The 20,720-nt window shown below is 67.1% G+C and carries 21 protein-coding genes; 14 read left to right on the top strand and 7 right to left on the bottom strand.

Annotation, left to right across the window (positions count from 1 at the left end; genetic code table 11):
- Nucleotides 1-95 precede the first annotated feature (95 nt).
- The 12 genes from QXZ94_RS03605 to QXZ94_RS03550 all read left to right on the top strand — a co-directional run bounded on the left by QXZ94_RS03605 (nucleotide 96) and on the right by QXZ94_RS03550 (nucleotide 11,564).
- Nucleotides 96-341: a hypothetical protein gene (locus tag QXZ94_RS03605; RefSeq protein WP_315719272.1), complete on the top strand. Its 246-nt coding sequence runs from the start codon at nucleotides 96-98 to the stop codon at nucleotides 339-341.
- A 37-nt stretch (nucleotides 342-378) separates the two neighbouring features.
- On the top strand, nucleotides 379-786 hold the full coding sequence (locus tag QXZ94_RS03600; RefSeq protein WP_315719271.1) for a DUF4332 domain-containing protein: 408 nt from the start codon (nucleotides 379-381) through the stop codon (nucleotides 784-786).
- A gap of 79 nt (nucleotides 787-865) precedes the next feature.
- Nucleotides 866-1,723 carry a dihydropteroate synthase gene (gene folP / locus QXZ94_RS03595; protein WP_315719270.1) on the top strand — a complete coding sequence of 286 codons (858 nt, stop codon included), beginning with the start codon at nucleotides 866-868 and terminating at the stop codon, nucleotides 1,721-1,723.
- Nucleotides 1,720-2,088: a dihydroneopterin aldolase gene (gene folB, locus QXZ94_RS03590; RefSeq protein ID WP_315719269.1), complete on the top strand. Its 369-nt coding sequence runs from the start codon at nucleotides 1,720-1,722 to the stop codon at nucleotides 2,086-2,088. The genes folP and folB overlap by 4 nt, the downstream gene beginning before the upstream one ends.
- 5 nt (nucleotides 2,089-2,093) lie before the next feature.
- Complete coding sequence (gene folK / locus QXZ94_RS03585) at nucleotides 2,094-2,585, top strand: 2-amino-4-hydroxy-6-hydroxymethyldihydropteridine diphosphokinase (protein WP_315726071.1); 492 nt, start codon at nucleotides 2,094-2,096, stop codon at nucleotides 2,583-2,585.
- Between the two features lie 100 nt (nucleotides 2,586-2,685).
- Complete coding sequence (locus QXZ94_RS03580) at nucleotides 2,686-4,548, top strand: methylmalonyl-CoA mutase family protein (RefSeq protein WP_315719268.1); 1,863 nt, start codon at nucleotides 2,686-2,688, stop codon at nucleotides 4,546-4,548.
- A 2-nt stretch (nucleotides 4,549-4,550) separates the two neighbouring features.
- Complete coding sequence (locus tag QXZ94_RS03575) at nucleotides 4,551-5,015, top strand: GFA family protein (protein ID WP_315719267.1); 465 nt, start codon at nucleotides 4,551-4,553, stop codon at nucleotides 5,013-5,015.
- Between the two features lie 20 nt (nucleotides 5,016-5,035).
- Nucleotides 5,036-7,192 carry a methylmalonyl-CoA mutase gene (scpA, locus tag QXZ94_RS03570; RefSeq protein ID WP_315719266.1) on the top strand — a complete coding sequence of 719 codons (2,157 nt, stop codon included), beginning with the start codon at nucleotides 5,036-5,038 and terminating at the stop codon, nucleotides 7,190-7,192.
- Nucleotides 7,193-7,317: 125 nt separating this feature from the next.
- Nucleotides 7,318-8,094, top strand: a complete 777-nt coding sequence (locus QXZ94_RS03565) for a DUF3298 and DUF4163 domain-containing protein (RefSeq protein WP_315719265.1) — start codon at nucleotides 7,318-7,320, stop codon at nucleotides 8,092-8,094.
- A gap of 35 nt (nucleotides 8,095-8,129) precedes the next feature.
- Complete coding sequence (gene meaB / locus QXZ94_RS03560) at nucleotides 8,130-9,122, top strand: methylmalonyl Co-A mutase-associated GTPase MeaB (protein ID WP_315719264.1); 993 nt, start codon at nucleotides 8,130-8,132, stop codon at nucleotides 9,120-9,122.
- Complete coding sequence (locus tag QXZ94_RS03555) at nucleotides 9,119-9,763, top strand: pyroglutamyl-peptidase I (RefSeq protein ID WP_315719263.1); 645 nt, start codon at nucleotides 9,119-9,121, stop codon at nucleotides 9,761-9,763. Before meaB ends, QXZ94_RS03555 begins: the two co-directional genes overlap by 4 nt.
- A 424-nt stretch (nucleotides 9,764-10,187) precedes the next feature.
- A complete protein-coding gene (locus tag QXZ94_RS03550) occupies nucleotides 10,188-11,564 on the top strand; it encodes a TIGR03808 family TAT-translocated repetitive protein (protein WP_315719262.1) in 1,377 nt (458 codons plus the stop codon).
- Between the two features lie 13 nt (nucleotides 11,565-11,577).
- Here QXZ94_RS03550 and QXZ94_RS03545 read toward each other — a convergent pair whose 3' ends face one another.
- The 6 genes from QXZ94_RS03545 to QXZ94_RS03520 form a co-directional block, all read right to left on the bottom strand.
- Nucleotides 11,578-12,444, bottom strand: a complete 867-nt coding sequence (locus QXZ94_RS03545) for a DMT family transporter (protein ID WP_315719261.1) — start codon at nucleotides 12,442-12,444, stop codon at nucleotides 11,578-11,580.
- Between the two features lie 70 nt (nucleotides 12,445-12,514).
- The gene (locus tag QXZ94_RS03540) at nucleotides 12,515-13,111 is read right to left on the bottom strand and encodes a TetR/AcrR family transcriptional regulator (protein WP_315719260.1); all 597 of its coding nucleotides are present in this window, start codon (nucleotides 13,109-13,111) and stop codon (nucleotides 12,515-12,517) included.
- A gap of 141 nt (nucleotides 13,112-13,252) precedes the next feature.
- Nucleotides 13,253-13,894: a TIGR03809 family protein gene (locus QXZ94_RS03535; protein WP_315719259.1), complete on the bottom strand. Its 642-nt coding sequence runs from the start codon at nucleotides 13,892-13,894 to the stop codon at nucleotides 13,253-13,255.
- 469 nt (nucleotides 13,895-14,363) lie between these two features.
- Nucleotides 14,364-16,037 carry a S8 family serine peptidase gene (locus QXZ94_RS03530; RefSeq protein ID WP_315719258.1) on the bottom strand — a complete coding sequence of 558 codons (1,674 nt, stop codon included), beginning with the start codon at nucleotides 16,035-16,037 and terminating at the stop codon, nucleotides 14,364-14,366.
- A gap of 27 nt (nucleotides 16,038-16,064) precedes the next feature.
- Nucleotides 16,065-16,913: a hypothetical protein gene (locus QXZ94_RS03525; RefSeq protein WP_315719257.1), complete on the bottom strand. Its 849-nt coding sequence runs from the start codon at nucleotides 16,911-16,913 to the stop codon at nucleotides 16,065-16,067.
- Nucleotides 16,910-17,479, bottom strand: a complete 570-nt coding sequence (locus tag QXZ94_RS03520; RefSeq protein WP_008961196.1) for a sigma-70 family RNA polymerase sigma factor — start codon at nucleotides 17,477-17,479, stop codon at nucleotides 16,910-16,912. The genes QXZ94_RS03525 and QXZ94_RS03520 overlap by 4 nt, the downstream gene beginning before the upstream one ends.
- Nucleotides 17,480-17,794: 315 nt before the next feature.
- Between QXZ94_RS03520 and QXZ94_RS03515 the strand changes: the two genes are divergently transcribed.
- A complete protein-coding gene (locus QXZ94_RS03515) occupies nucleotides 17,795-18,943 on the top strand; it encodes a GGDEF domain-containing protein (RefSeq protein WP_172112104.1) in 1,149 nt (382 codons plus the stop codon).
- Nucleotides 18,944-18,954: 11 nt separating this feature from the next.
- Nucleotides 18,955-20,064 (top strand): DUF2336 domain-containing protein, encoded by a 1,110-nt coding sequence (locus QXZ94_RS03510; protein WP_315719256.1) that lies wholly within the window; start codon nucleotides 18,955-18,957, stop codon nucleotides 20,062-20,064.
- A 17-nt stretch (nucleotides 20,065-20,081) separates the two neighbouring features.
- Here QXZ94_RS03510 and QXZ94_RS03505 read toward each other — a convergent pair whose 3' ends face one another.
- Nucleotides 20,082-20,720, bottom strand: a complete 639-nt coding sequence (locus tag QXZ94_RS03505; protein WP_315719255.1) for a DUF1109 domain-containing protein — start codon at nucleotides 20,718-20,720, stop codon at nucleotides 20,082-20,084.

The following is a 20,720-nucleotide window of genomic DNA, read 5'->3' as shown; positions in this document are numbered from 1 at the left end:
GGCGCGCTCGTCGCTTGTAATTCACGGATCGTCCGATCAAGATGAAATCAGCGAGGACGTCCGGTCTTGGGGGACCGGATGACGACGGGGTTCACATGAACGAGCTGATTGAGCCGCTGGCCAGAACGGCCGGCATCGATATCGCCGTGGCTGAAGAGATGTGGCTGACGAGCCCAGACATTTCTGTCCCGACGTCCTTTGCAACAACGCGCCGCGATAGCAGCTGGGTGGTCCGCCCGCCGCGACCGGTCAATGGCCTGCCCTTGAACTTTCCGACTTCGGCAACAACCAAATCGGAACAGACCGGATGGGCACGATGCGGTTGGGCACGCGAGGCCTGAACCAGTTCGCCTTAAGCACCTTCGCGCGCCGAGTATCATGACATATTCGATCTCCGAACTGGAAGGCATGACGACCTTCTATGCCTCCAAGCTGAAAGCCTTGGGCATCCGGACCACCGACGCATTTCTCGAAGCTGCGCGCACCGTCAAGGGACGCAAGCTGCTCGCCGCCAAGACCGGCATCAGCGAGCAGCAATTGCTCGAATGGGCCAACGTCGCCGACTACATGCGCATCCCCGGCATGGGCAAGGCCAAGGTTTGCCTGGTCCGGGCGGCCGGCGTTCCCACGGTCCGTGAGCTGGCCCATCGCAATCCCGCCCGGCTGGCACAGAACATCAAGGAAGTGAACACGCGCCGTCAGCTGGTCCGCATCCTGCCGTCGGAGAAGTCGGTCGGCCAGCTCATCGAAAAGGCGCGCCGGCTGGAGCCCAAGATCAGCTACTGACCGGCCTGTCATGAACTGCGCGCCGCTTGTGCGGCGCGGCATCTTGACTCGCTCGTGGCAACCGCGCAAAGCGGCGCGCATGAGCGCCAATTCGCCGCACTCCGCCTCGGACCTCATGTCGAGCCACCCGCTGCTGCGGGCGTGGCTGGCGCGTCCGTTTCCGGCTGTGATGGGAATCTTGAACGTCACGCCGGATTCCTTCTCCGACGGCGGCCGCTTCGATGCGCCGGAACGCGCCATCGCGCAGGCCAGGAGCATGATTGCGGCGGGCGCTGACATCATCGACATCGGCGCCGAATCCACCCGCCCCTACAAGGGTGCGCAGCCGGTGACGGCCGAGGAGGAACTGGCGCGCCTGCTGCCCGTTCTCCCCGCCATCGTCGCACTCGGTGTGCCCGTATCGATCGACAGCATGAAATCTCAAGTTGTGGCCCACGCTTTGGAACGGGGCGCGGCCGTCGCGAACGATGTCTGGGGTCTGCAGCGCGACCCGGCGATGGCGGAGACCGTTGCCGCCCATGGTGCGCCGGTCGTCGTGATGCACAACCGGACCGAGGTCGACCCGGAGATCGACATCATCGCCGACATGCTCGGCTTCTTCGAACGCTCGCTCGGCATCGCCGCGAAGGCCGGCATTCCCGCCGGCAACATCGTGCTCGACCCCGGCATCGGCTTCGGAAAGACCGCCGAGCAGAGCATGACGGCGCTGGCACGGCTCGACGCATTCGCCTGCTTCGGGCTGCCGCTGCTGGTCGGCGCCTCGCGCAAGCGTTTCATCAGCACCGTGGTGGCGTCGGAGCCGCAGGAGCGGCTCGGCGGATCGATCGCGGCGCATCTGATCGCGGCTCGGCGGGGGGCAGCGATCATCCGGGCGCATGACGTCGCCGAGACGGTTCAGGCGGTGCGCGTGGCAGCGGCAATCGAGGCACAGAGATGACCGATACCATTTTCATCAAAGGCGTCCTCATTCACGCCCGTCACGGCGTCATGGAGCATGAGAGCGAGGTCGGCCAACGCTTCGTCATCGATCTCGAACTCTATACAGATCTGTCCGACTCCTCGCGCAGCGACAAGCTTGCGGACACCGTGTCCTATTCCGACGTGGTCGAGACGGCGACGGCGGCCTTCAAGGACGTCAACTACCGTCTGCTCGAACGCGCCGCCGGCGCCGTGGCCGACGCAATCCTGGCGACGTTCGCCCGCATCCGCGCGGTCAAGGTCACCGTGCACAAGCCGCATGCGCCGATCGCCGCGATCTTCGAGGATGTCGGCGTGGTGCTGACGCGCTCGCGGCATCCATGACGGCCATGGCCAGCGCGCTGATCGCCCTCGGCGGCAATGTCGGCGACGTCAGGTCGACGTTTCGGAACGCCATTCCCGAAATCGTCAGCCGCGCCCAGGCCACGCTCGTGGTGCGCTCGTCCGACTACATCACCCCACCCTGGGGCGATGAGCAGCAGCCGCCCTTCATCAATGCCTGCATTGCCATCGAGACCGCCATCACGCCGCGCGCGCTGCTCTCCGTCCTGCACGAGGTCGAGCGGATGTTCGGCCGCAACCGTGCACAGGAGACACGATGGGGCCCGCGCACGCTCGATCTCGACCTGATCGCGTATGATGATGTGAGCCTCGAGACGCCCGATCTCACGCTGCCACATCCGCGCCTGTTCGAGCGCGGCTTCGTGCTGGTGCCGCTGGCGGAGATCGCCGGGGATCGCCGGATTGCCGGCCGCCGGGTGGACGAGGCCCTGCGGACGGTTTCGCGCGACGGAATCCGCCCGTTGCCCTCAGCCGAATAGCTGACATTCCCGGCCAAACAACCGTTTGGCTTCGCGTTCCCGACGTGGCATTTTGCGCCACAATAATCGCGATAACAGACGCCCGGGAGATGCGAGCCGCATGACGACCGACACCGACACTCTGCGCCTGGCCGCCGACTTCGCGCCGGCCAGCGAAGCGGACTGGCGCAAGCTGGTCGATGGCGTGCTGAAGGGCGCGGCCTTCGAGAAGCTGGTCGGCAAGACCTATGACGGGCTCAAGATCCAGCCGCTTTATCCGCGTGCCAAGAATGCAGCTCCGGTGGCCGGCCGCGCGCCGGCGGCGGCATGGCAGATCATGCAGCGCGTCGATCATCCCGATCCGGCTAAGGCCAATGCGCAGGCACTGCTCGATCTGGAGAATGGCGCGACGGGATTGACACTGGTAATCGCCGGTTCGAATGCGGCGCATGGCTTCGGCCTCGCCGCCACGGCCGACGCGCTCGCCCGCGCGCTCGACGGCGTGCATCTCGATGCTGCGATTGCCATCGAATTGCAGCTTGGTGAATCGTCCGCGCCTGCCTCGCTTCTCGCGGACTACGTCAAGCAGCGCGGCTTCAAGCCCGAGGCCTGTGACGTCCGCTTCGGCCTCGACCCGATCGGCGATGCGGCGAGCCGCGGCACGACCGCCCATGATGCATCGACGCTCGGCGGCAATTCGGGCTCGCTCGTGAAGCAGCTGCACGACGCCGGCTTCAAGGGCCCCTTCCTCGCTGCCGATGGCCGCGTCGTGCACGATGCCGGCGGATCGGAAGCGCAGGAGCTGGCCTTCGTGCTCGCCTCCGGCGTCGCCTATCTGCGCGCGCTGGAGGCCGGCGGCATCGCGCTCGAGACCGCGCGCAACATGATCTACGCGCGGCTCGCGGCGGACACCGATCAATTCCTGACCCTGGCCAAATTCCGCAGCCTGCGCCGGCTGTGGGCGCGCATCGAGCAGGCCTGTGGCCTGACGCCGAAGCCGCTGTTCATCTCCGGCGAGACGGCGTGGCGGATGCTCACGCGGCGCGATCCCTATGTGAACATGCTGCGCGCCACCATCGCGACCTTCGCGGCCGGCCTCGGCGGCGCCAACGCTGTCACCGTCCTTCCGCACACCGCTGCGCTGGGCCTGCCAGATGCCTTCGCGCGCCGCGTCACGCGCAACACGCAGCTGGTGCTGCTGGAGGAGAGCAACCTTGCCCGCGTCGCCGATCCCGCCGCCGGTGCCGGCGGCATCGAGGCGCTGACGGCCGAGTTGTGCACCACCGCCTGGGCGCTGTTCCAGGAGATCGAGACGGCCGGCGGCGTCGGGGCCGCGCTGCAGGCCGGGCTGATCCAGTCCAAGGTCGCCGCGGTGAAGCAGGCGCGCGATGCCAACATCGCCAAGCGCCGCGACGTGCTGACCGGGGCCAGCGAGTTTCCGAACCTCAACGAGGCCGAGGTCGCGGTCGAACCGGTCGCGCCGCTGGCTTCGCCCTCGCCTGCCAAGGCCGCGCTCAGCTTCGCGCCGCTGACGCCGATCCGTCTTGCCGATGCCTTCGAGAAGCTGCGCGATCGTTCCGACAGCCTGCTCAAGAGCAAGGGCCAGCGTCCTCGCGTGTTCCTCGCCAATCTCGGCACCGCCGCCGACTATACCGCCCGCGCGACCTTCGCCCGCAGCTTCTTCGAAGCCGGCGGCATCGCCGCGGTGGATGGCCCGGGCGGCTCCGATCCGGCTGCACTCGCAGAAGCCTACCGCGCCTCCGGCGCAGCGATCGTGTGTCTCTGCTCGTCGGACAAGGTTTATGGCGATACCGCGGTTCCCGCGGCCAAGGCCCTGCAAGCGGCCGGCGCGAGACATATCTATCTCGCAGGCCGCGGCGGCGAGCAGGAAGCAGCCTTGCGCGAGGCCGGGATCGGCAGCTTCGTGTTCGCCGGCGGTGATGCGCTGAAGACGCTCGAAGACGCCTATACGCATCTGGAGTGAGCATGACCGAGGCCAGCAAACCCGTCCTCACCGGCGGATGCCAATGCGGCGCGATCCGCTTCGCGCTGATGTCGGCGCCGACGCGCGTCAGCATCTGCCATTGCCGGATGTGCCAAAAGGCCTCCGGCGCGCCGTTCGCGTCCTTCGCCGACGTCAATCGCGAGAACTTCGCCTGGACGCGCGGCACGCCGGGGACGTTCCGCTCTTCCTCGATCGCCGACCGCTACTTCTGCGCCGCCTGCGGCACGCCGCTCGGCTTCGGCGCGATCGATGGGCCGCGGATCGAGATCATGACCGGCAGCTTCGACCGGCCCGACCGCGTCGTGCCGACGCGGCAGTTCGGCTCGGAATCCCGGCTCGGCTGGGTGGTCGCGATCGCCAATCTGCCGAGCCAGACCACGCAGCAGAACTACGGACCGGAGAAGATGGCGCGCATCGTCAGCCATCAGCATCCGGATCATGACTAACGCGATGAGGACACGAGGCCATGAGCCGCATTCCTGATTTCAGCGCCATCGCATTCGAACCGATCGCGGCGCCCGCGCCCGCAGGCGCCGCCGAGCCGTGGCTGACGCCGGAGGGCATTCCGGTGAAGCCGGCCTATGGCGAGGACGATCTCGCCGGCATCGATTTCCTGGAGACATGGCCGGGCACCGCGCCGTATCTGCGCGGTCCCTACCCGACCATGTATGTCAACCAGCCCTGGACGGTCCGGCAATATGCCGGCTTCTCCACGGCGGAGGACTCCAACGCATTCTATCGGCGCAATCTCGCCGCCGGCCAGAAGGGCCTCTCCGTCGCGTTCGATCTCGCCACCCATCGCGGCTATGATTCCGATCATCCGCGCGTCGGCGGCGATGTCGGCATGGCCGGCGTGGCGATCGACTCGATCTACGACATGCGCACCTTGTTCGCCGGCATCCCGCTCGACCAGATGAGCGTGTCGATGACCATGAACGGCGCGGTGCTGCCGATCCTTGCACTATTCGTGGTCGCCGCCGAGGAGCAAGGCGTGCCGCCGGAGAAGCTGTCGGGCACCATTCAGAACGACATTCTGAAAGAGTTCATGGTGCGCAACACCTACATCTATCCGCCGTCGCCCTCGATGCGGATCATCTCCGACATCTTCGCCTTCACGTCGCAGCGGATGCCGAAGTTCAATTCGATCTCGATCTCCGGCTATCACATGCAGGAGGCCGGCGCGACGCAGGACCTCGAACTCGCCTACACGCTCGCCGACGGCGTCGAATACTTACGCGCCGGCATCGCCGCGGGCCTCGACGTCGACCGCTTCGCGCCACGGCTGTCGTTCTTCTGGGCGATCGGCATGAACTTCTTCATGGAGGTCGCGAAGCTGCGCGCCGCACGCCTGCTGTGGGCCAAGCTGCTGAAGCCGTTCAATCCGAAGGACCCGCGCTCGCTGTCCTTGCGTACGCACAGCCAGACCTCGGGCTGGTCGCTGACCGCGCAGGACGTCTACAACAACGTGGTGCGCACCGCCGTCGAGGCGATGGCGGCGACGCAGGGCCACACCCAGTCGCTGCACACCAACGCGCTCGACGAAGCCCTGGCGCTGCCGACCGACTTCTCCGCGCGCATCGCCCGCAACACACAGCTGTTCCTGCAGCAGGAGAGCGGCACCACCCGGATCATCGATCCCTGGGGCGGCTCGTACTACGTCGAGCGCCTCACCCGCGATCTCGCCGCCAAGGCCTGGGGCCACATCCAGGAGATCGAGGAGCTCGGCGGCATGGCCAAGGCGATCGAGGCCGGCGTGCCCAAGCTGCGCATCGAGGAGGCCTCGGCCAAGACGCAGGCGCGCATCGACACCGGCCGCCAGTCGGTGATCGGCGTCAACAAGTACAAGCCGACCGACGAGCCGCCGCTCGACGTGCTCAAGGTCGACAATTCGACCGTGCGCCGGCTGCAGATCGACAAGCTGTCGCGGCTGAAGTCCGAGCGCAAGCAGGCCGAGGTCGATGCAGCATTGGCCGCGCTGACGCGGTCGGCCGGCGACGGCAACGGCAATCTGCTGGCGCTGGCGATCGAGGCGGCGCGCGCCAAGGCCACCGTCGGCGAGATCTCGGACGCACTGGAAAAAGTGTTCGGCCGCCATCGCGCCGAGATCAAGTCCATCACCGGCGTCTACAAGCGGGAGATCGCCGCCATGTCCGGCAAGGCCGAGAAGTTGCAGGCGCTGATCGAGGCGTTCGAGGAGGCCGAGGGCCGCCGTCCGCGCATCCTGGTCGCCAAGATCGGCCAGGACGGCCACGACCGCGGCCAGAAGGTCATCGCGTCCGCCTTCGCCGACATCGGCTTCGACGTCGACATCGGACCGCTGTTCGCCACCGCCGACGAGGCGGCACGGCAGGCGGTCGAGAATGACGTCCACATTCTCGGCGTCTCCTCGCTGGCCGCCGCCCATCTCACCGCGGTGCCGGAACTGAAGGCCGCGCTCAAGAAGCAGGGCCGCGAGGACATCATGATCATCGTCGGCGGCGTGGTGCCGCCGCAGGACTACGACGCGCTGTACAAGTCCGGCGCCGAGGCGATCTTCCCGCCGGGCACCGTGATCGCCGACGCCGCCGAGGAGCTGATCCACAAGCTCAACATGCGGCTGGGGCACAGCGAGGCGGCGGAATAGTCCTTCAAGCTTCGGAAGAACAGTCGTCGGCGCGCGGTCATGCGATCGCGCGCCGCTCCGTTTGCGGTCCTGAACCTCAGCAGTCCCTCGCGCTACGCATCTTTACTCACTGGATATCGATTGCCATGACCCGTTCCTCGCTCTGCATTGCCGCTCTCCTCGGCCTCTTTGCCGCGTCTCCCATGATCGCCGCCGAGCCCAAGCCGGACGCCACCATCAACAGCAAGGCGGTCGAGGCCAACGTCACGCTCGACGCGGAGATCAAGGCCGATGGGCCGCTCGCCGCCTATTGTCTTGCCGATGGCAGGAAGTGGATCGACCGGAACGCCGCCGACGCCGCCAAGGAGCGCAAGGAGGACCCGCAAGCGTTCCACGACCGCAAATGGTCGTTCGAGCGCAAATATTCGCTCCGCTCGATCGTCGCCGACCGCTATGTCAGCGTGCTCAGGGACGACTACATGGACAGCGGCGGCGCGCATCCGAACAGCGACGTCAACACCATCCTGTGGGACAAGGCCGCCGCCAAGCCGATCAGCATCCGCCCGTTCTTCACCGAGACCGCCGACAATGGCCCTGCGATGAAGGCCATGCTCGCGGCGATCATCACCTCGCTCAAGGCCGAGAAGAAGAAGCGCGATGCGACGGAGACCGCGACCGCCGAATGGTTCAAAGGCCTGGAGCCGAAGCTCCTGAAGATCGGTGCGGTGACGCTCGCGCCCTCCACCGAGGCCGGCAAGAGCTCCGGCCTGACCTTCCATTATCCGCCTTACGCGGTCGGCCCCTATGCCGAAGGCCAGTACGTCGCCTTCGTGCCATGGGAGACGCTGAAGCCTTATCTCTCGGCCGAGGGCCAGGCGATCTTTGCCGGCGCCAGGCCGAAGAAGGATGCGGACGACAACTAGCTGGCCGCGCGGCGCGCATCCGGTATAACGGGCGCATGTCCCCTCGCTCTCCGTCCTCGCCTGACATCACGGTTTTGGCCGACGACATCCGCGCCGGCAGCCGCGCGGCGCTGGCGCGTGCGATCACGCTGGTCGAGAGCCGGCGCGCCGACCACCAGGCGGCGGCCCGCGAGCTCGTACAGGCGCTGCTGCCGCAGACGGGAAGCGCGTTCCGCGTCGGCATCACCGGCTCGCCGGGGGTCGGCAAGTCCACCACGATCGACGCGCTCGGGATGTATCTGATCGCGCAAGGCCACAAGGTCGCGGTGCTCGCGGTCGACCCCTCCTCGGCGCGCACCGGGGGTTCCATCCTCGGCGACAAGACACGGATGGCGCAGCTGTCGCACGACGCGAACGCCTTCATCCGCCCCTCGCCATCCTCCGGCACGCTCGGCGGCGTCGCCGCCAAGACGCGGGAGGCGATGCTGCTGTGCGAGGCCGCGGGCTTCGACGTGGTGCTGGTCGAGACGGTCGGCATCGGCCAGTCCGAGACCGCCGTCTGCGACATGACCGATTTCTTCCTTGCGCTGATGCTGCCCGGCGGCGGCGACGAGCTGCAGGGCATCAAGAAGGGCCTGGTCGAGCTCGCCGACATGATCGCGATCAACAAGGCCGACGGCGACAACATCAAGCGCGCCAACATCACCGCCGCCGACTATCGCGGCGCGCTGCATCTCCTCAGCCCGCGCTCCGAGCATTGGCATCCGCCTGTCGTGACCTATTCGGCCATGGCCGGCACGGGTATCGCAGAGCTGTGGCAGAAGGTGCTCGACCATCGCAAGGCGATGATCGCCTCGGGCGAGTTTGCCGCGCGCCGCAGGGATCAGCAGGTGAAGTGGATGTGGACCATGCTGGAGCAGCGCCTGATGGCGCGGCTGCGCACCGATCCGTCGATCCGCGCCAAGGTGAAGAAGCTCGAGACCGAGGTTGCCGAAGGCCGGATCGCGCCGGCGCTCGCCGCCGAGCAGCTTGCGGAGCTACTGAATTGAGCGATCGGGTCCGCATTCTCATCACCGGCTTCGGCCCGTTCCCCGGCGCGCCATCCAACCCGACCATACCGCTGGTCAAGCGGCTGTCGGAGCTGCGACGGCCTGCGCTGGATCACGTCGAGATCGGCAGCCACATCTTTCACGTCACCTACTCTACGGTCGATCGCGAGCTGCCGCAGTTGATCGCCGAACGGCGGCCACATGCGCTGCTGATGTTCGGCCTGGCCGGACGTACCTCCTATCTCCGCGTCGAGACCCGCGCCCGCAACGCCGTGACGACGACCTTCCCTGATGCCGATCGCGCCGTCGCGCGCAAGGGCGTGATCGTGCCCGGTGCGCATCCAGTGTCATTCGGCCCGCACATGGCGCGCCTGCTGCGCGCCGCCCGCGCCACCGGCATCGACGCAAGACCGTCCCGCGATGCCGGCAGCTATCTCTGCAACTATCTGAGCTGGCGCGCGATCGAGTCGACGCAGATCGAAGGCGGCCCGCGCCTCGCCGGCTTCATCCACATCCCGCCGCTGCCACGCACGGGAACGGTGCTGCCACACGGCAGCTCACGCATCACCCTGGAAGCGCTGGTGGATGCCGGCGAGGCGATGCTGATGGAGCTGGTGAAGCTCGCGCGGATGAAGCGTTAGTCGAATTCGTCCACACGCCCGCCGGTTCGGGGGCGATCGACACTCCTCGTCTCTGGTCGATCGAAGCGAAACGCGGGACAGATCACCGAGCCTCAACCTGTGCTGGGCGGTCCTCGCTCTCTCCACGCGTCATTCCGGGGCGCGCGGAGCTCGAGGCCGACGGATGTCGGCCTCGAGTCGGAGCGCGAGCCCGGAATCCATACCCACCGGCCGCGCTGCTTCAAGATGGCTGGGCCATCTTGCGCGCGAATGCCCCGGAATGACGGCGTAGCGCTTGCGAGCCAATTCACGTCCACGGGCTTCGCGGCGGGTAAAGATTTAACCCTACCAGCAACAAACAGCTGCTGCGACGCCCCGCCCAAGCCTGTCGTGAGCGCATTTGCGTTATCCCAGACGCAATAGCCACCAACACGAGCCGGACATCATGGACGTCAACCGCCGCAACCTGCTGGGGGCCTCCGCGGCTGGCGCTGCGGGCGCGCTGGCGCTGCCGAGCGAGCCGGCACGAGCCGCCCCGTTGATCTCGACCCTCGGCCGCGACGCCACGCAATACGGTGTCAAGCCCAACAGCCCGGACGACCAGACCCGCGCGTTGCAACGCGCGATCGACGAAGCGGCGCGGGCCCAGGCGCCGCTGGCGCTGCCGCCCGGCCTCTATCGCAGCTCGATGCTGCGCCTCGGCAGGGGCAGCCAGTTGGTCGGGGTGCGCGGCGCAACCAAGCTCGTATTCACCGGCGGTGGTCCGTCGCTGCTCTCAGGCGAAGGCGCCGACGGCCTCGGGGTCACCGGCCTGTCGCTCGATGGTGGCGGCATCACGCTGCCGCCGCGCCGTGGCCTGCTCCATGTAGCTGCGGGCACGAATGTGCGGATCGTCGACTGCGAGATCACGCGCTCCGGCGGCAGCGGCCTCTGGCTCGAGCAGGTCTCCGGCGACGTCAGCGGCAACATCCTGACCGACATCGCGGTCACCGCGATTGTTTCCTTCGATGCCCTCGGGCTGATCGTCTCGCGCAACACCATCAAGGGCACCCGCGACAACGGCATCGAGATCCTGCGCACGGCACTCGGCGACGACGGCACGATGGTGCTCGACAACAGAATCGAGGACATCAAGGCCGGCCCCGGCGGCTCCGGCCAGTACGGCAACGCCATCAACGCCTTCCGCGCCGGCAACGTCATCGTCAGGGGCAACCGCATCCGAAATTGCGACTACTCGGCGGTGCGCGGCAATTCCGCCTCCAACATCCAGATCACAGGCAACAGCGTGACCGACGTCCGCGAGGTCGCGCTGTATTCGGAGTTCTCCTTCGAGGGCGCGGTCATCAGCGGCAACACGGTTGACGGCGCCGCCTTCGGCGTGTCCGTCTGCAACTTCAACGAAGGCGGCCGTATCGCCGTGGTCCACGGCAACATCATCCGCAATCTGATCCCGAAGCGCCCGATCGGCACCGCGCCCGACGACGACGCCGGCATCGGCATCTATGTCGAGGCGGATTCCTCGGTGACCGGCAACGTGGTCGAGAACGCGCCGTCCTACGGCATCGTCGCCGGCTGGGGCCGCTATCTCCGCGACGTCGTGATTTCCGGCAATGTCATCCGCAACGCGCTGGCGGGCGTCGGCGTCTCCGTCGTCCCGGGGGCCGGTGCGGCTGTCGTCAGCAACAACATGATCTCGGGCACGCCTGGTGGCGCCGTGATCGGGCTCGATCACATCAAGCCGGTCACCTCAGACCTGACCCAGGACGGCGCGCAGCGATTTGCGCAGCTCCTGGTCAGCGGCAACGCCGTGCGTCGAAGCTGAGCCTGCCCTCCGCTCAGGCGCGCATTGGTCGAAGGCCGGGCCTGACTTGCGTCAGGGCGACGCCGATGATTGCGAGCAGCCCACCCGCAATCAACTGGGGGGTCACGAGGTCGTCAAGGAACAGAACGCTCGAGCCGACGGCAAACACTGGAAGCAACAGGCCAAAGGGCGCCACGCGGCTCATCGAGCAGCGCTCTATCAACCAGAACCAAAGTCCGAACCCGACAATTCCTCCAATGAATATCGTGTAGGCGAGCGCCAGCCAGCCGCGCCCATCCGCTGCGACAAGGCTGCCCAGTTGCCCATGTTCGACGACCAACGACATCAGCATCACCTGCGGCACCGTGAGCAGCGACGACCATCCCGTCAGCATCAGAGGGTCAAAAGGGCCGTGGCGCTTGGCCAGCACATTGGACACTGCGAATGCGAAGGCTGCTCCAACCACCAGCAGCAGCGGAAGCACGTTGGCCGACAGCCCCGGCCCTGCGGCCAACACGACCACGCCGACGAAGGCAAGCACGACTCCAGCGGACGTGGTGAGAGACGGCCTCTCCGCGAGCAGCGGCCAGGCCAGCAGGACGGTGAAGGGCGTCGCGAGTTGATACGCAACGGCCGACATGCTGCCCGAGCCGAGCCCGAGGCCGACATAGAACAGCCCGAAATTCAGTCCGCCGAGAAAGAGGGAAATCGCCGCGATATGACCGAGCTGTCGACGCGTGGGCGTCTTGACGAAGGGGACGAGCAGCAGCGCGATCGCCAGAAAGCGAAGCGCGAGAAAGAACAGCGGCGGAAACTCCGTCACGCCGACCTTGATGACCACGAACTGATACCCCCAGAGCAAGGGGACGGCTACGGCGCAGACGATCTGAATGGCAGACATGGAATTCTTCCTTTCAAGACCAATCGGTCCAGATATCGACGCACTCATTGCCGAGGCCACGATCTGTGATCTAGCTGATGAAACGGTCGATTAGCGCGTCGACGGTGGCTTGCGATGTGGTGGGTGTCGGACCCGGCTTCGCGACCACGCGCAGCCCCTCGACGAAACAGACAAGGATACGAGCGGCGCTTGAAGGCTCGACCCCATTGGCCAGCCTGCCCGCCGCCTTCGCCCGGGACAATGCATCCGCCACCTTGACTTCCATGGCTTTGAAAAAGCCTGCGATGCGTCGGCCAACTTCGGCATCCTGGCCGGCAAGCTCCATGGCCGTGGCGACCAGCAGGCAGCCGCGCCGGCCATTGGTGCCGCGCGTGCGTTCGACGTAGCCGGTCAGGTAGGCCCGCAGGCCGTCGACGGGGTCTCTGCCGGGGGCGAGCTCGCTCTCCATCCGTGTCAGGGCATCGGCGATGTAGCGATCGAGTGCGAGCAGGAACAGCGAGTGCTTGTCACCGAAAGCGGCGTAAAGGCTGCCACGCGAGAGCTTCGTTGCCTGAAGAAGGTCCGGGAGCGCGGTGGCGTGGTAGCCGCGCGACCAGAACACACCCATGGCCCGTTCGACGGCGGTGTCCACGTCGAAGCTTCGCGGGCGGCCACGTTGCAACTGCATCGGGGTTCGGCGGCTCATGGACGATATATAGACCGATCGGTCCTTAAATCGCAAGCAGCTGCTGCGCTACGAACTCGCCGGATATGAATGGTGCGCCATCAAGCAGCACTGCCGAAAACGACGGCGTCCGAGGTCCGTTGCCTAGAACGCGACAGCCAGCGCCGGATAGCGGCGCTCGATGGCGTCGAGGTCGACCACCGGCTCGCCGTACTCGGCGTCGCCTTCGATCCCGATGCTCAACGCCTGCTCGAGCGCCGACATGTCGATGCGCAAGGGCGGGTCGGTAAGCTCCGGCGCGATGTCCTCTTCGACCACATAGTCGGGCGCGATGACGTCGTCGGGCTCGATGTCATCCCCTGCCAGCTCGATCTCGGGCTCGACGACGATCTCGGACTCCGCAAGGAGGGTTTCGAGCGAGCGCGGCAGCTCGATCGGGCGATGCGCGATCAGCCGGTGCTCGACGGGATGGTCCTGGATGAGACGGAGCTCGATCGGCTCCGGCGCCGCGAGGCGCAGCGGAGCTGGCGGCGCAGCCACCATCGGCACCGGCCTCTGGCTCGGCACGATGCTCACCTGCTCGGGCTCGACGCGGGATAGCGCCTGCCAAGTCTGGACCGCAGCCTTGGCGTGCCGAAGGTCGTCCAGGAACGATTGCTCGGTGTAGTAACGGCGCCAGCGGCCGCTATCGAACAGCTCGGTGAGATGATCGAGGCGCCGCTCGGCAAGCGCGCACCAGCGCGCGGCCAGTTCGCGGCTGCAAGCCACGTCCGGTCGATGTGTCATAGATAAGCCCGTGGAAAAGGGGGACGGACGCACTCGGCACGAATCAACGCAACGTGACGTGAATATTTTGTGGAAAAGGTTAACAAAGTCTAGCTAACGCCATGTTCTTTGGCGGCCAAACCGTAGTCGTGCGGAATTTTCGTCCGCGTTCGAACGGGCCGCGGCCGCATCCGACAACGCAGGCGTGATCGCTCAGCTCATCCAGCAACCCGGACGTGCAGCGCTGCCAGTCGAACACACGGGTGGTCGGACGCAGCCTGCGCGAGCGCATCGCCTGAAAATGAAAGAGCCGTCCGGGGGGACAACCGGACGGCTCGAGCCATATGGGCGCTTGGGGTGGATGGGCGCTCGCGCCGTATATAGCCTTGGGGAGGGGATCACCGCTCCCACATACCTTCTGTCGTGATCGCCCGAACACACGTTCAAAATGAAGATAGGAATTTTCCGGCGTTCACGAAAACGTTGACGTCTATTGCTGCGCCGGCCGAACGCCGCCTTCGGCCGGAGAGTCCCCGGTTGCCATCGCTGCGGCGGAGGCCGGGCGGAGCTCGCGCACGGGCGCTGCGTGCTGCTCCTCATCACGCTTCAATCCGGCCGCAGGCGCCGCCGAGACCGTTGGCTCATCCTGGGGCGACGCCACGGCCTGGACCGCAGCCAACGCATCCGCCTGCCCTGCCCCATACAGCTCGTCCTGTCCGGGCGCGCCGAGGTCGCGCGCGGTCCTGGTCAGCACCGTGCGCACCGTCTCCGGCTTCAGCGCAGGGTTGCGCTCCAGCACCAGCGCTGCGAGGCCGCTGACATAGGCCGCGGAGAACGACGTGCCTGAAATGATCTGATACTTGCCGTCCGGCGCCGGCAGGAAGATGTCGGCGCCGGGGGCCGCGAGCGCGACGTAGTTGCCGCGGTTCGACGCCGGCAGCAGCTGATCCCTGGTGTCGGTCGCACTGACGGCGATGACGTTCGGATTGGCGGCGGGATAGAGCGGCGGTGATTTCGCGCCGGCATTGCCGGCGGCGGCGATCATCACGACGTCCTTCGCCGCGACGGCCGCGATCGCCCGCTCGATCACTGCATCCTTCGGACCGGCGAAGCTCATGTTGACGATCTGCGCGCCGTGCAGCGCCGCGTAGTCCAGCGCCTTGAGGATCACGTAGGAGCTGCTCTCCGGGCCGCCGCCCTTCTTGACCACGCCGAACGCGCGGATCGCGATGATCCGCGCATAGGGCGCGCTGCCCATCAGCCGCTTGTGCGACACGATCACGCCGGCGATGCCGGTGCCATGGACATGCGGCGCTTCGTCTCCGCCGAGCGCGTCGAACGCATCGAAGGCGGCTTCGGCGAATTCCGGATGCTTGAGGTCGACGCCGGAATCGATCACGGCGATGGTGACGTTCGAGCCCTGGGCCAGCCTGTGCGCCTCGGGCAGCCGCAGCTTGGTCAGCGCATATTGCGCCGGATCGCCTTCGGCGGGCGGCGCGCTCTGCTGCAGCGTGTAGCGATAATTCGGCTGCACCGAACGGACGCTGCGATCGGCGGCAAGACGGCGGCTGACCGCCGCGAGCGAGCTTCGATCGGTGATCCGGAACAGCCCGACGGTGGCGCCGATCAGGGGAAAGCTCTGCGAGCTGATGCGCTGCAGGCCGTGACGGCGCGCCAGCGCGTCGGCCTGGTCCGGCGAGAGGTTGCCGTCGATCTCGGCGACCAGCTCGCCGGCGATGATGTTGGGGCTTGCGGCCGCCGTGACCTGAGGCGCGCGGCGCTGCGCGGCCTTGACGGATTTCGGCTTGCCCGACCGTCCGCCGTTCGACGTCTCCTTGTCAGGGCCGCCGTCGGCTGTCGGAGGCGGCCGCCTCAGACATTCACCCGACGCGCTGCGGTCGGGCGGGCTGCAGGATGTCTGCAGGTTTGGCGAGAAGCGCGCAGTCGGCAGCGCCGGCCGCAGGGCGATGCCGGAGCCGGGCCCCGGCGTGCGCATGGCCGCGCCCGGATTGATGGTCGGTACGCGGCTCGGCATGTTGATGGCGGGCGAGCGCATCATCGCCTGCGCCGATGCGCTGACGGCTCCGCTCACGAGAGCGAGGGCCACGGCAGCGCTCAGTGCGGCCGGACGACGTGCGGAACGCAGCAACGCGCGGAACGACATGGAGCCTCCGATTGACGCCTCGGACGGCTATTGAGCAGCCACCGCAAGGTTGACGATCTTCTCCCGCGCAAGGCGGCCGATCAGGCCATCGGCGTCGGCCTTCGACAGTGGCTGGCCGCCGAGCTGCAGCTTGAACAGCCCGCCCTTGGCGCCCTCGACGATCGAGGCCTGGTAGCTGTCGAGCAGCGCCGTGATCTCGGCCATCCGCGCATCCGGCGCGAACCGCACCAGCGCATAGACGGGCGCCGTCGAACCGGCGACCTGCGGTCCGAGGCCGCGGATCAGCGGCGCAGCCGGTGCCGGGGCCTCGGCCATGCGCGACGACGCCATGCGCTCGGGCGCTCGCTCGACCGGAGCCGGGGCCGCGGCGCTGGGCGGCGGCGGAGCCGGCATCGGCTTGCTCGCAGGCTCGGGAGCGGCACTCTTGTCCTGGAGAACCGAAGCGGTCTGGTAGGTCGCAATCTGCGAGCGCATCAGCACGGTGCCGATGACGCCGGCCTGCGCCACGACGAGCAGCGCGCCCAGGCTCACGGTCCACACCAGCGTGCGCGGCGACAGGCTCTCGAAGAACGCCATGACGCGCGCGCCGACACCGGGCGCCGCCTTGGGCGCCTGCTCCGGCTCGGCCTCGATTGCCGCGAACAGCTTCTGCATCGCGCGCATCGACGGCGCGCCGAGGCTCTCGTTCAGCGCGATGGTCTCGGCATATTCCTTCTGGATCTCGGCATATTGCCGGGCGAGATCCGCGTCCTGCGCCAGCGCCTCCTCGACGCGGCGCATGTCGCGCGCATTCAGCGTGCCGGCAGCGTACCACGGCAACAGCAGCTCGACGTCACCGGGCTCTTGCTCCAGCATCTTCTTGCTCAAAGCCATCATGGCCAGCCTCTTTCAATGCCGGCCGCCTTCAGGAGTTCGGCCAATTTCTTGCGCGCATAGAACAGGCGCGTCTTGACGGTGTTTTCCGGAATTCCGACGATCTCGGCCACCTCCTCCACGGACTTCTCGTGGTAGTAGACGAGATCGACGATCTCCCGGTGATCAGGCGAAAGCGCCGTCAGGCACTTGCGCAGGGCTTCGCCGGTATTCTTCTTCTGGACCGCCACCTCCGGATCGTCGGACGTGTCCTCGATCGCGTTGGCGGCTTCGTCCTCCAGCTCAACGTCCTTGCGGCGCCGAAGTGCCGAGAGGGCCTTGAACCGCGTGATGGCCAGCAGCCAGGTGGAGACGGCAGAGCGGCCCTCGAATTTGCCGGCCTGACGCCACACGTCGAGAAAGACCTCGCTGATGAGATCCTCCGCGACCTGTTCGTCCCGCACGAGCCGGAGCCCGAAGCGGTACACCCTGACATGATGCCGTCCGTACAGCACCTGCATGGCGAGCCGGTCGCCTTGAGCGATCCTGGCAATCAGGGTTTCATCTGACGCCGCTGCTGTCACGCTCAATGGCCGTCTCGCAAAGTTGGTCGGGAGGAACGAGCTTGCGGTTCGAATACAACCGCAAAATTCTTGAAAATACCGGAAAGATACGTCCCCACGTGTGAGCTGGCGCACAGACACGCGAATTTTGCTGCACCGATCGGGCCGATCGCGCCCTGCCGGTTCCCGGCTGCCATGCTACGCCCTACCCTCACCAACTGCCCCCAAAGCCGTGAATTCCCTGTCGCGGCACGACACCGGCGCGACCGTCGTCCCAGTTCCATAGATACCAAAGCTAAAGGCTTTCCCACGTAGATTTTTCGACGATCGATCAGCGAACAGATGGGCATTATGGCACCACCAGTTTCGATACCGCTCGTTGGCGAGACGGGTGGCTCGAAGTCGTCCCCGTCGGGCGACCTGCGCGTGCGCCGGGCCGGCCGCCGCCGGCAGATGCTGGCCCTGATCGCCGGTTGCTACCTGATCGACGCCGTCATCCTGCTGATCTACGCCCAGGCCGGAACCGTGCCGGTCACGATCGCGCCATCCTATGCCGCGATCGGCATTCTCACCGTCGCGCTGTGGACCGCCTTGTCGGAGAGCGGCTTCAACGACCGCTTCCGCGATCACTATCTCGTGGTGCCGCAATCGCTGGTCAGCATGATGGTGACGGTGGCCTTCTGCTACATCGCGCCTGAAGTCAGCATCCTGTTCCTGTGCACGCTGTACATCGTCGTCGCCTTCGCCTCGCTGCGCGCCACCCCGCGGCAGAGCGCGATCTGCTGGACGTTCCTGGCGCTCGGGCTCGCCGCCTTGTTCCTGCTCACCGACAAGCCGCTCGGCATGCCGCATGACAGCGGGTTGGAGCGGCTCGCGACGCTGCTGGTGTTCCTGCTGACGATCGCCGGCTGCATGTTCCTCGGCATCTTCTCCAGCGCGCTGCGCGAGACGCTGTATCAGCGCGGCCTGAAGCTGACAGAGGCCTATCGCCGCATCGAGGAGCTCGCCGAGCTCGACGAGCTCACCGGCGCGCTGAACCGGCGCTCCATCATGCACGTGCTGGACGAGGAGATGGCGCGATCGCGCCAGGCCGGCAAGCCGTGCTCGGTCGTGCTGATCGACCTTGACTGGTTCAAGCGCATCAACGACAGCCATGGTCATCCGACCGGCGACGACGTGCTGCGCACCTTCGCCATCACGATGTTCGCCAACATTCGCGGCAGCGACCGCTTCGGCCGCTATGGCGGCGAGGAATTCCTGCTGGTGCTGCCCGGCGCGCCGGCGGAGCCCGCGGCGCGGCTCGCCGAGCGCCTGCGCCGGATCGTCGCCGAGCTCGAATGGAGCGCGTTCTCGACCGGCCTGCAGGTCACGTTCTCGGCCGGCGTCGCGACCGCGCGTGGCGACGAAACCGCCGATTCGCTGCTCGCCCGTGCCGATCGCGCGCTCTATGACTCCAAGGCGCAGGGACGCAACCGCGTCACCAGCGCCTGAGCGATCCCAAGATGTCCGCGAAACCCGCCCGCAAACAAGGCCTGCTGGAGGAGCTGGAGGACACCCTCGCGCACGGCACCGTGGCGCGCCGGGTCGAGACCCTGCGCAAGGTGACCGACCTGTTCGTCGATGGCGCAGCCGACTTTGCCGACGACCAGGTCGCGCTGTTCGACGACGTGTTCGAATGCCTGATCGACCATATCGAGGTCTCGGCCCGTGCCCTGCTCGCGCGACGGCTCGCGCCGCTCGCGTCGGCGCCGCCGCGAACGCTGCACCGGCTGGCCGACGACGACGCCATCGAGGTCGCCGGTCCCGTGCTGTCGAAATCCGAGCGGCTCGACGATGCGGCCCTGATCCGGACCGCGGAGACGAAGAGCCAGGCGCACCTGCTGGCGATCTCGATCCGCCGCGTGCTCAGCCGCGCCGTCACCGACATTCTGCTCCGGCGCGGCAATGACGAGGTCGTTCACAGCACCGTCAGCAATCCCGGCGCCGACCTGTCGGACAGCAGCTACGACACGCTGCTCGACCGCGCCGCACTGGACGAGAACCTCGCCGCATGCCTCGCGATGCGGCCCAATCTGCCCCGCCACCACTATCTGAAGCTCGTCGCCAAGGCCTCGGCCACAGTGCGCGCACGGCTGGAAGCGGCCAATCCCAAGCTGGCGCAGGAGGTCTCGTCCGCGGTGCGGACCGCAGGCCGGCGCGCGCGATCGAGCGCCGTGGCGCTCACCAGCCAGACCGAGATCGCCCATGCCCTGGTGCGCTCGCTGCATGCCGATGGCCGGCTCGACGACCGTCTCGTCGTGCAGTTCACCGAGCAGCGCAAGTTCGACGAGGCCAATGCGGCGGTCGCCGCCCTGGCCAACGTTCCGGTCGCGATTGCCGAGAGCATCATGGTCGAAAGCCGCGCCGAGGGCGTGATGATCCTCGCCAAGGTCGCGGGCCTGTCATGGCCGGCGGTCGAGTCGATCATCCGGATGCGCGACGAGCTGGCCGGCTCCGCGCCGACCGACCTCATCGCCTGCAAGGCGACCTATGCGCAGCTGCGGCGCTCCACGGCGCAGCAGGTGCTGCGCTTTCATCGCGTGCAGGACACCGCGGCCGCGCCGCAGGCCTGATCGATCCTGCCGTCACCTCAGTAGCGCAGCACGCGTGCCCCGATGGCGGCGCCGAGCCCGGCGACGATCAGCGCTGCGGCCGTGTACCAGGTGGCGACGAACAGCGGTGAGTCGTCGTTGCAGTGCGCGGCGTAGAGCGTGGCCGCAACGCCCGCCGAGACCAGCCCGGCAACGGCGCCCGCAACCGCCGGGCGCGCCGGCGCGCCGTGACGCAGCCCGAACAGCGCAGCCGCAAGGACCGGCAGCGACAGCGCGGGAATCGCGGCCATGCACAGCATCGAATTATGCCCCATCAGTCGCGTCATCATCGGCTCCCGCTGCGGCAGCATCATCTCGGCGGCGATGCCGCCGATCAGAACCACGATCGGTGCGATCAAGAGCCAGCTCCAGCCATGCAGCGACGCTTCGGGCCGCGACAAATGCAGGCTGAGGATCAACGCCGGGATGGCCAGCGCCGTGGTGACGATGAACTTCAGGTCGAAGAAGGGATTGCGGACCGCGATCCAGATGTCCGGCCGGACGCCGAGGCCGATCAGCAGCATCGCGGTCGACACCGGCGTCGCCGCCATCAGCGCCAATGCCATGACGATGCCGACGGGCTGCGCGCGCTGCCCATTGTCTGCGGCCAAAGTGCGGATGAGCTGATCGGTGTCCAT

This window comes from Bradyrhizobium sp. SZCCHNS2022 (assembly GCF_032377575.1).
Classification (GTDB): Bacteria; Pseudomonadota; Alphaproteobacteria; order Rhizobiales; family Xanthobacteraceae; genus Bradyrhizobium; species Bradyrhizobium aeschynomenes.
Note: the sequence above shows the minus strand (reverse complement) of the source record. Positions and strands in the feature narration are given on the sequence as shown.

Excerpts from the sequence above, each read along its gene's own strand:
- folK (WP_315726071.1), top strand. The coding sequence starts at position 2,094 with ATGGCCAGCGCGCTGATCGCCCTCGGCGGCAATGTCGGCGACGTCAGG.
- QXZ94_RS03550 (WP_315719262.1), top strand. The coding sequence starts at position 10,188 with ATGGACGTCAACCGCCGCAACCTGCTGGGGGCCTCCGCGGCTGGCGCT.
- QXZ94_RS03535 (WP_315719259.1), bottom strand. The coding sequence starts at position 13,894 with ATGACACATCGACCGGACGTGGCTTGCAGCCGCGAACTGGCCGCGCGC.
- QXZ94_RS03605 (WP_315719272.1), top strand. The coding sequence starts at position 96 with ATGAACGAGCTGATTGAGCCGCTGGCCAGAACGGCCGGCATCGATATC.
- QXZ94_RS03565 (WP_315719265.1), top strand. The coding sequence starts at position 7,318 with ATGACCCGTTCCTCGCTCTGCATTGCCGCTCTCCTCGGCCTCTTTGCC.
- QXZ94_RS03510 (WP_315719256.1), top strand. The coding sequence starts at position 18,955 with ATGTCCGCGAAACCCGCCCGCAAACAAGGCCTGCTGGAGGAGCTGGAG.
- QXZ94_RS03575 (WP_315719267.1), top strand. The coding sequence starts at position 4,551 with ATGACCGAGGCCAGCAAACCCGTCCTCACCGGCGGATGCCAATGCGGC.
- meaB (WP_315719264.1), top strand. The coding sequence starts at position 8,130 with ATGTCCCCTCGCTCTCCGTCCTCGCCTGACATCACGGTTTTGGCCGAC.
- scpA (WP_315719266.1), top strand. The coding sequence starts at position 5,036 with ATGAGCCGCATTCCTGATTTCAGCGCCATCGCATTCGAACCGATCGCG.
- QXZ94_RS03505 (WP_315719255.1), bottom strand. The coding sequence starts at position 20,720 with ATGGACACCGATCAGCTCATCCGCACTTTGGCCGCAGACAATGGGCAG.
- QXZ94_RS03545 (WP_315719261.1), bottom strand. The coding sequence starts at position 12,444 with ATGTCTGCCATTCAGATCGTCTGCGCCGTAGCCGTCCCCTTGCTCTGG.
- QXZ94_RS03525 (WP_315719257.1), bottom strand. The coding sequence starts at position 16,913 with ATGATGGCTTTGAGCAAGAAGATGCTGGAGCAAGAGCCCGGTGACGTC.
- QXZ94_RS03515 (WP_172112104.1), top strand. The coding sequence starts at position 17,795 with ATGGGCATTATGGCACCACCAGTTTCGATACCGCTCGTTGGCGAGACG.
- QXZ94_RS03540 (WP_315719260.1), bottom strand. The coding sequence starts at position 13,111 with ATGCAGTTGCAACGTGGCCGCCCGCGAAGCTTCGACGTGGACACCGCC.
- folP (WP_315719270.1), top strand. The coding sequence starts at position 866 with ATGAGCGCCAATTCGCCGCACTCCGCCTCGGACCTCATGTCGAGCCAC.
- QXZ94_RS03600 (WP_315719271.1), top strand. The coding sequence starts at position 379 with ATGACATATTCGATCTCCGAACTGGAAGGCATGACGACCTTCTATGCC.
- QXZ94_RS03530 (WP_315719258.1), bottom strand. The coding sequence starts at position 16,037 with ATGTCGTTCCGCGCGTTGCTGCGTTCCGCACGTCGTCCGGCCGCACTG.
- folB (WP_315719269.1), top strand. The coding sequence starts at position 1,720 with ATGACCGATACCATTTTCATCAAAGGCGTCCTCATTCACGCCCGTCAC.
- QXZ94_RS03580 (WP_315719268.1), top strand. The coding sequence starts at position 2,686 with ATGACGACCGACACCGACACTCTGCGCCTGGCCGCCGACTTCGCGCCG.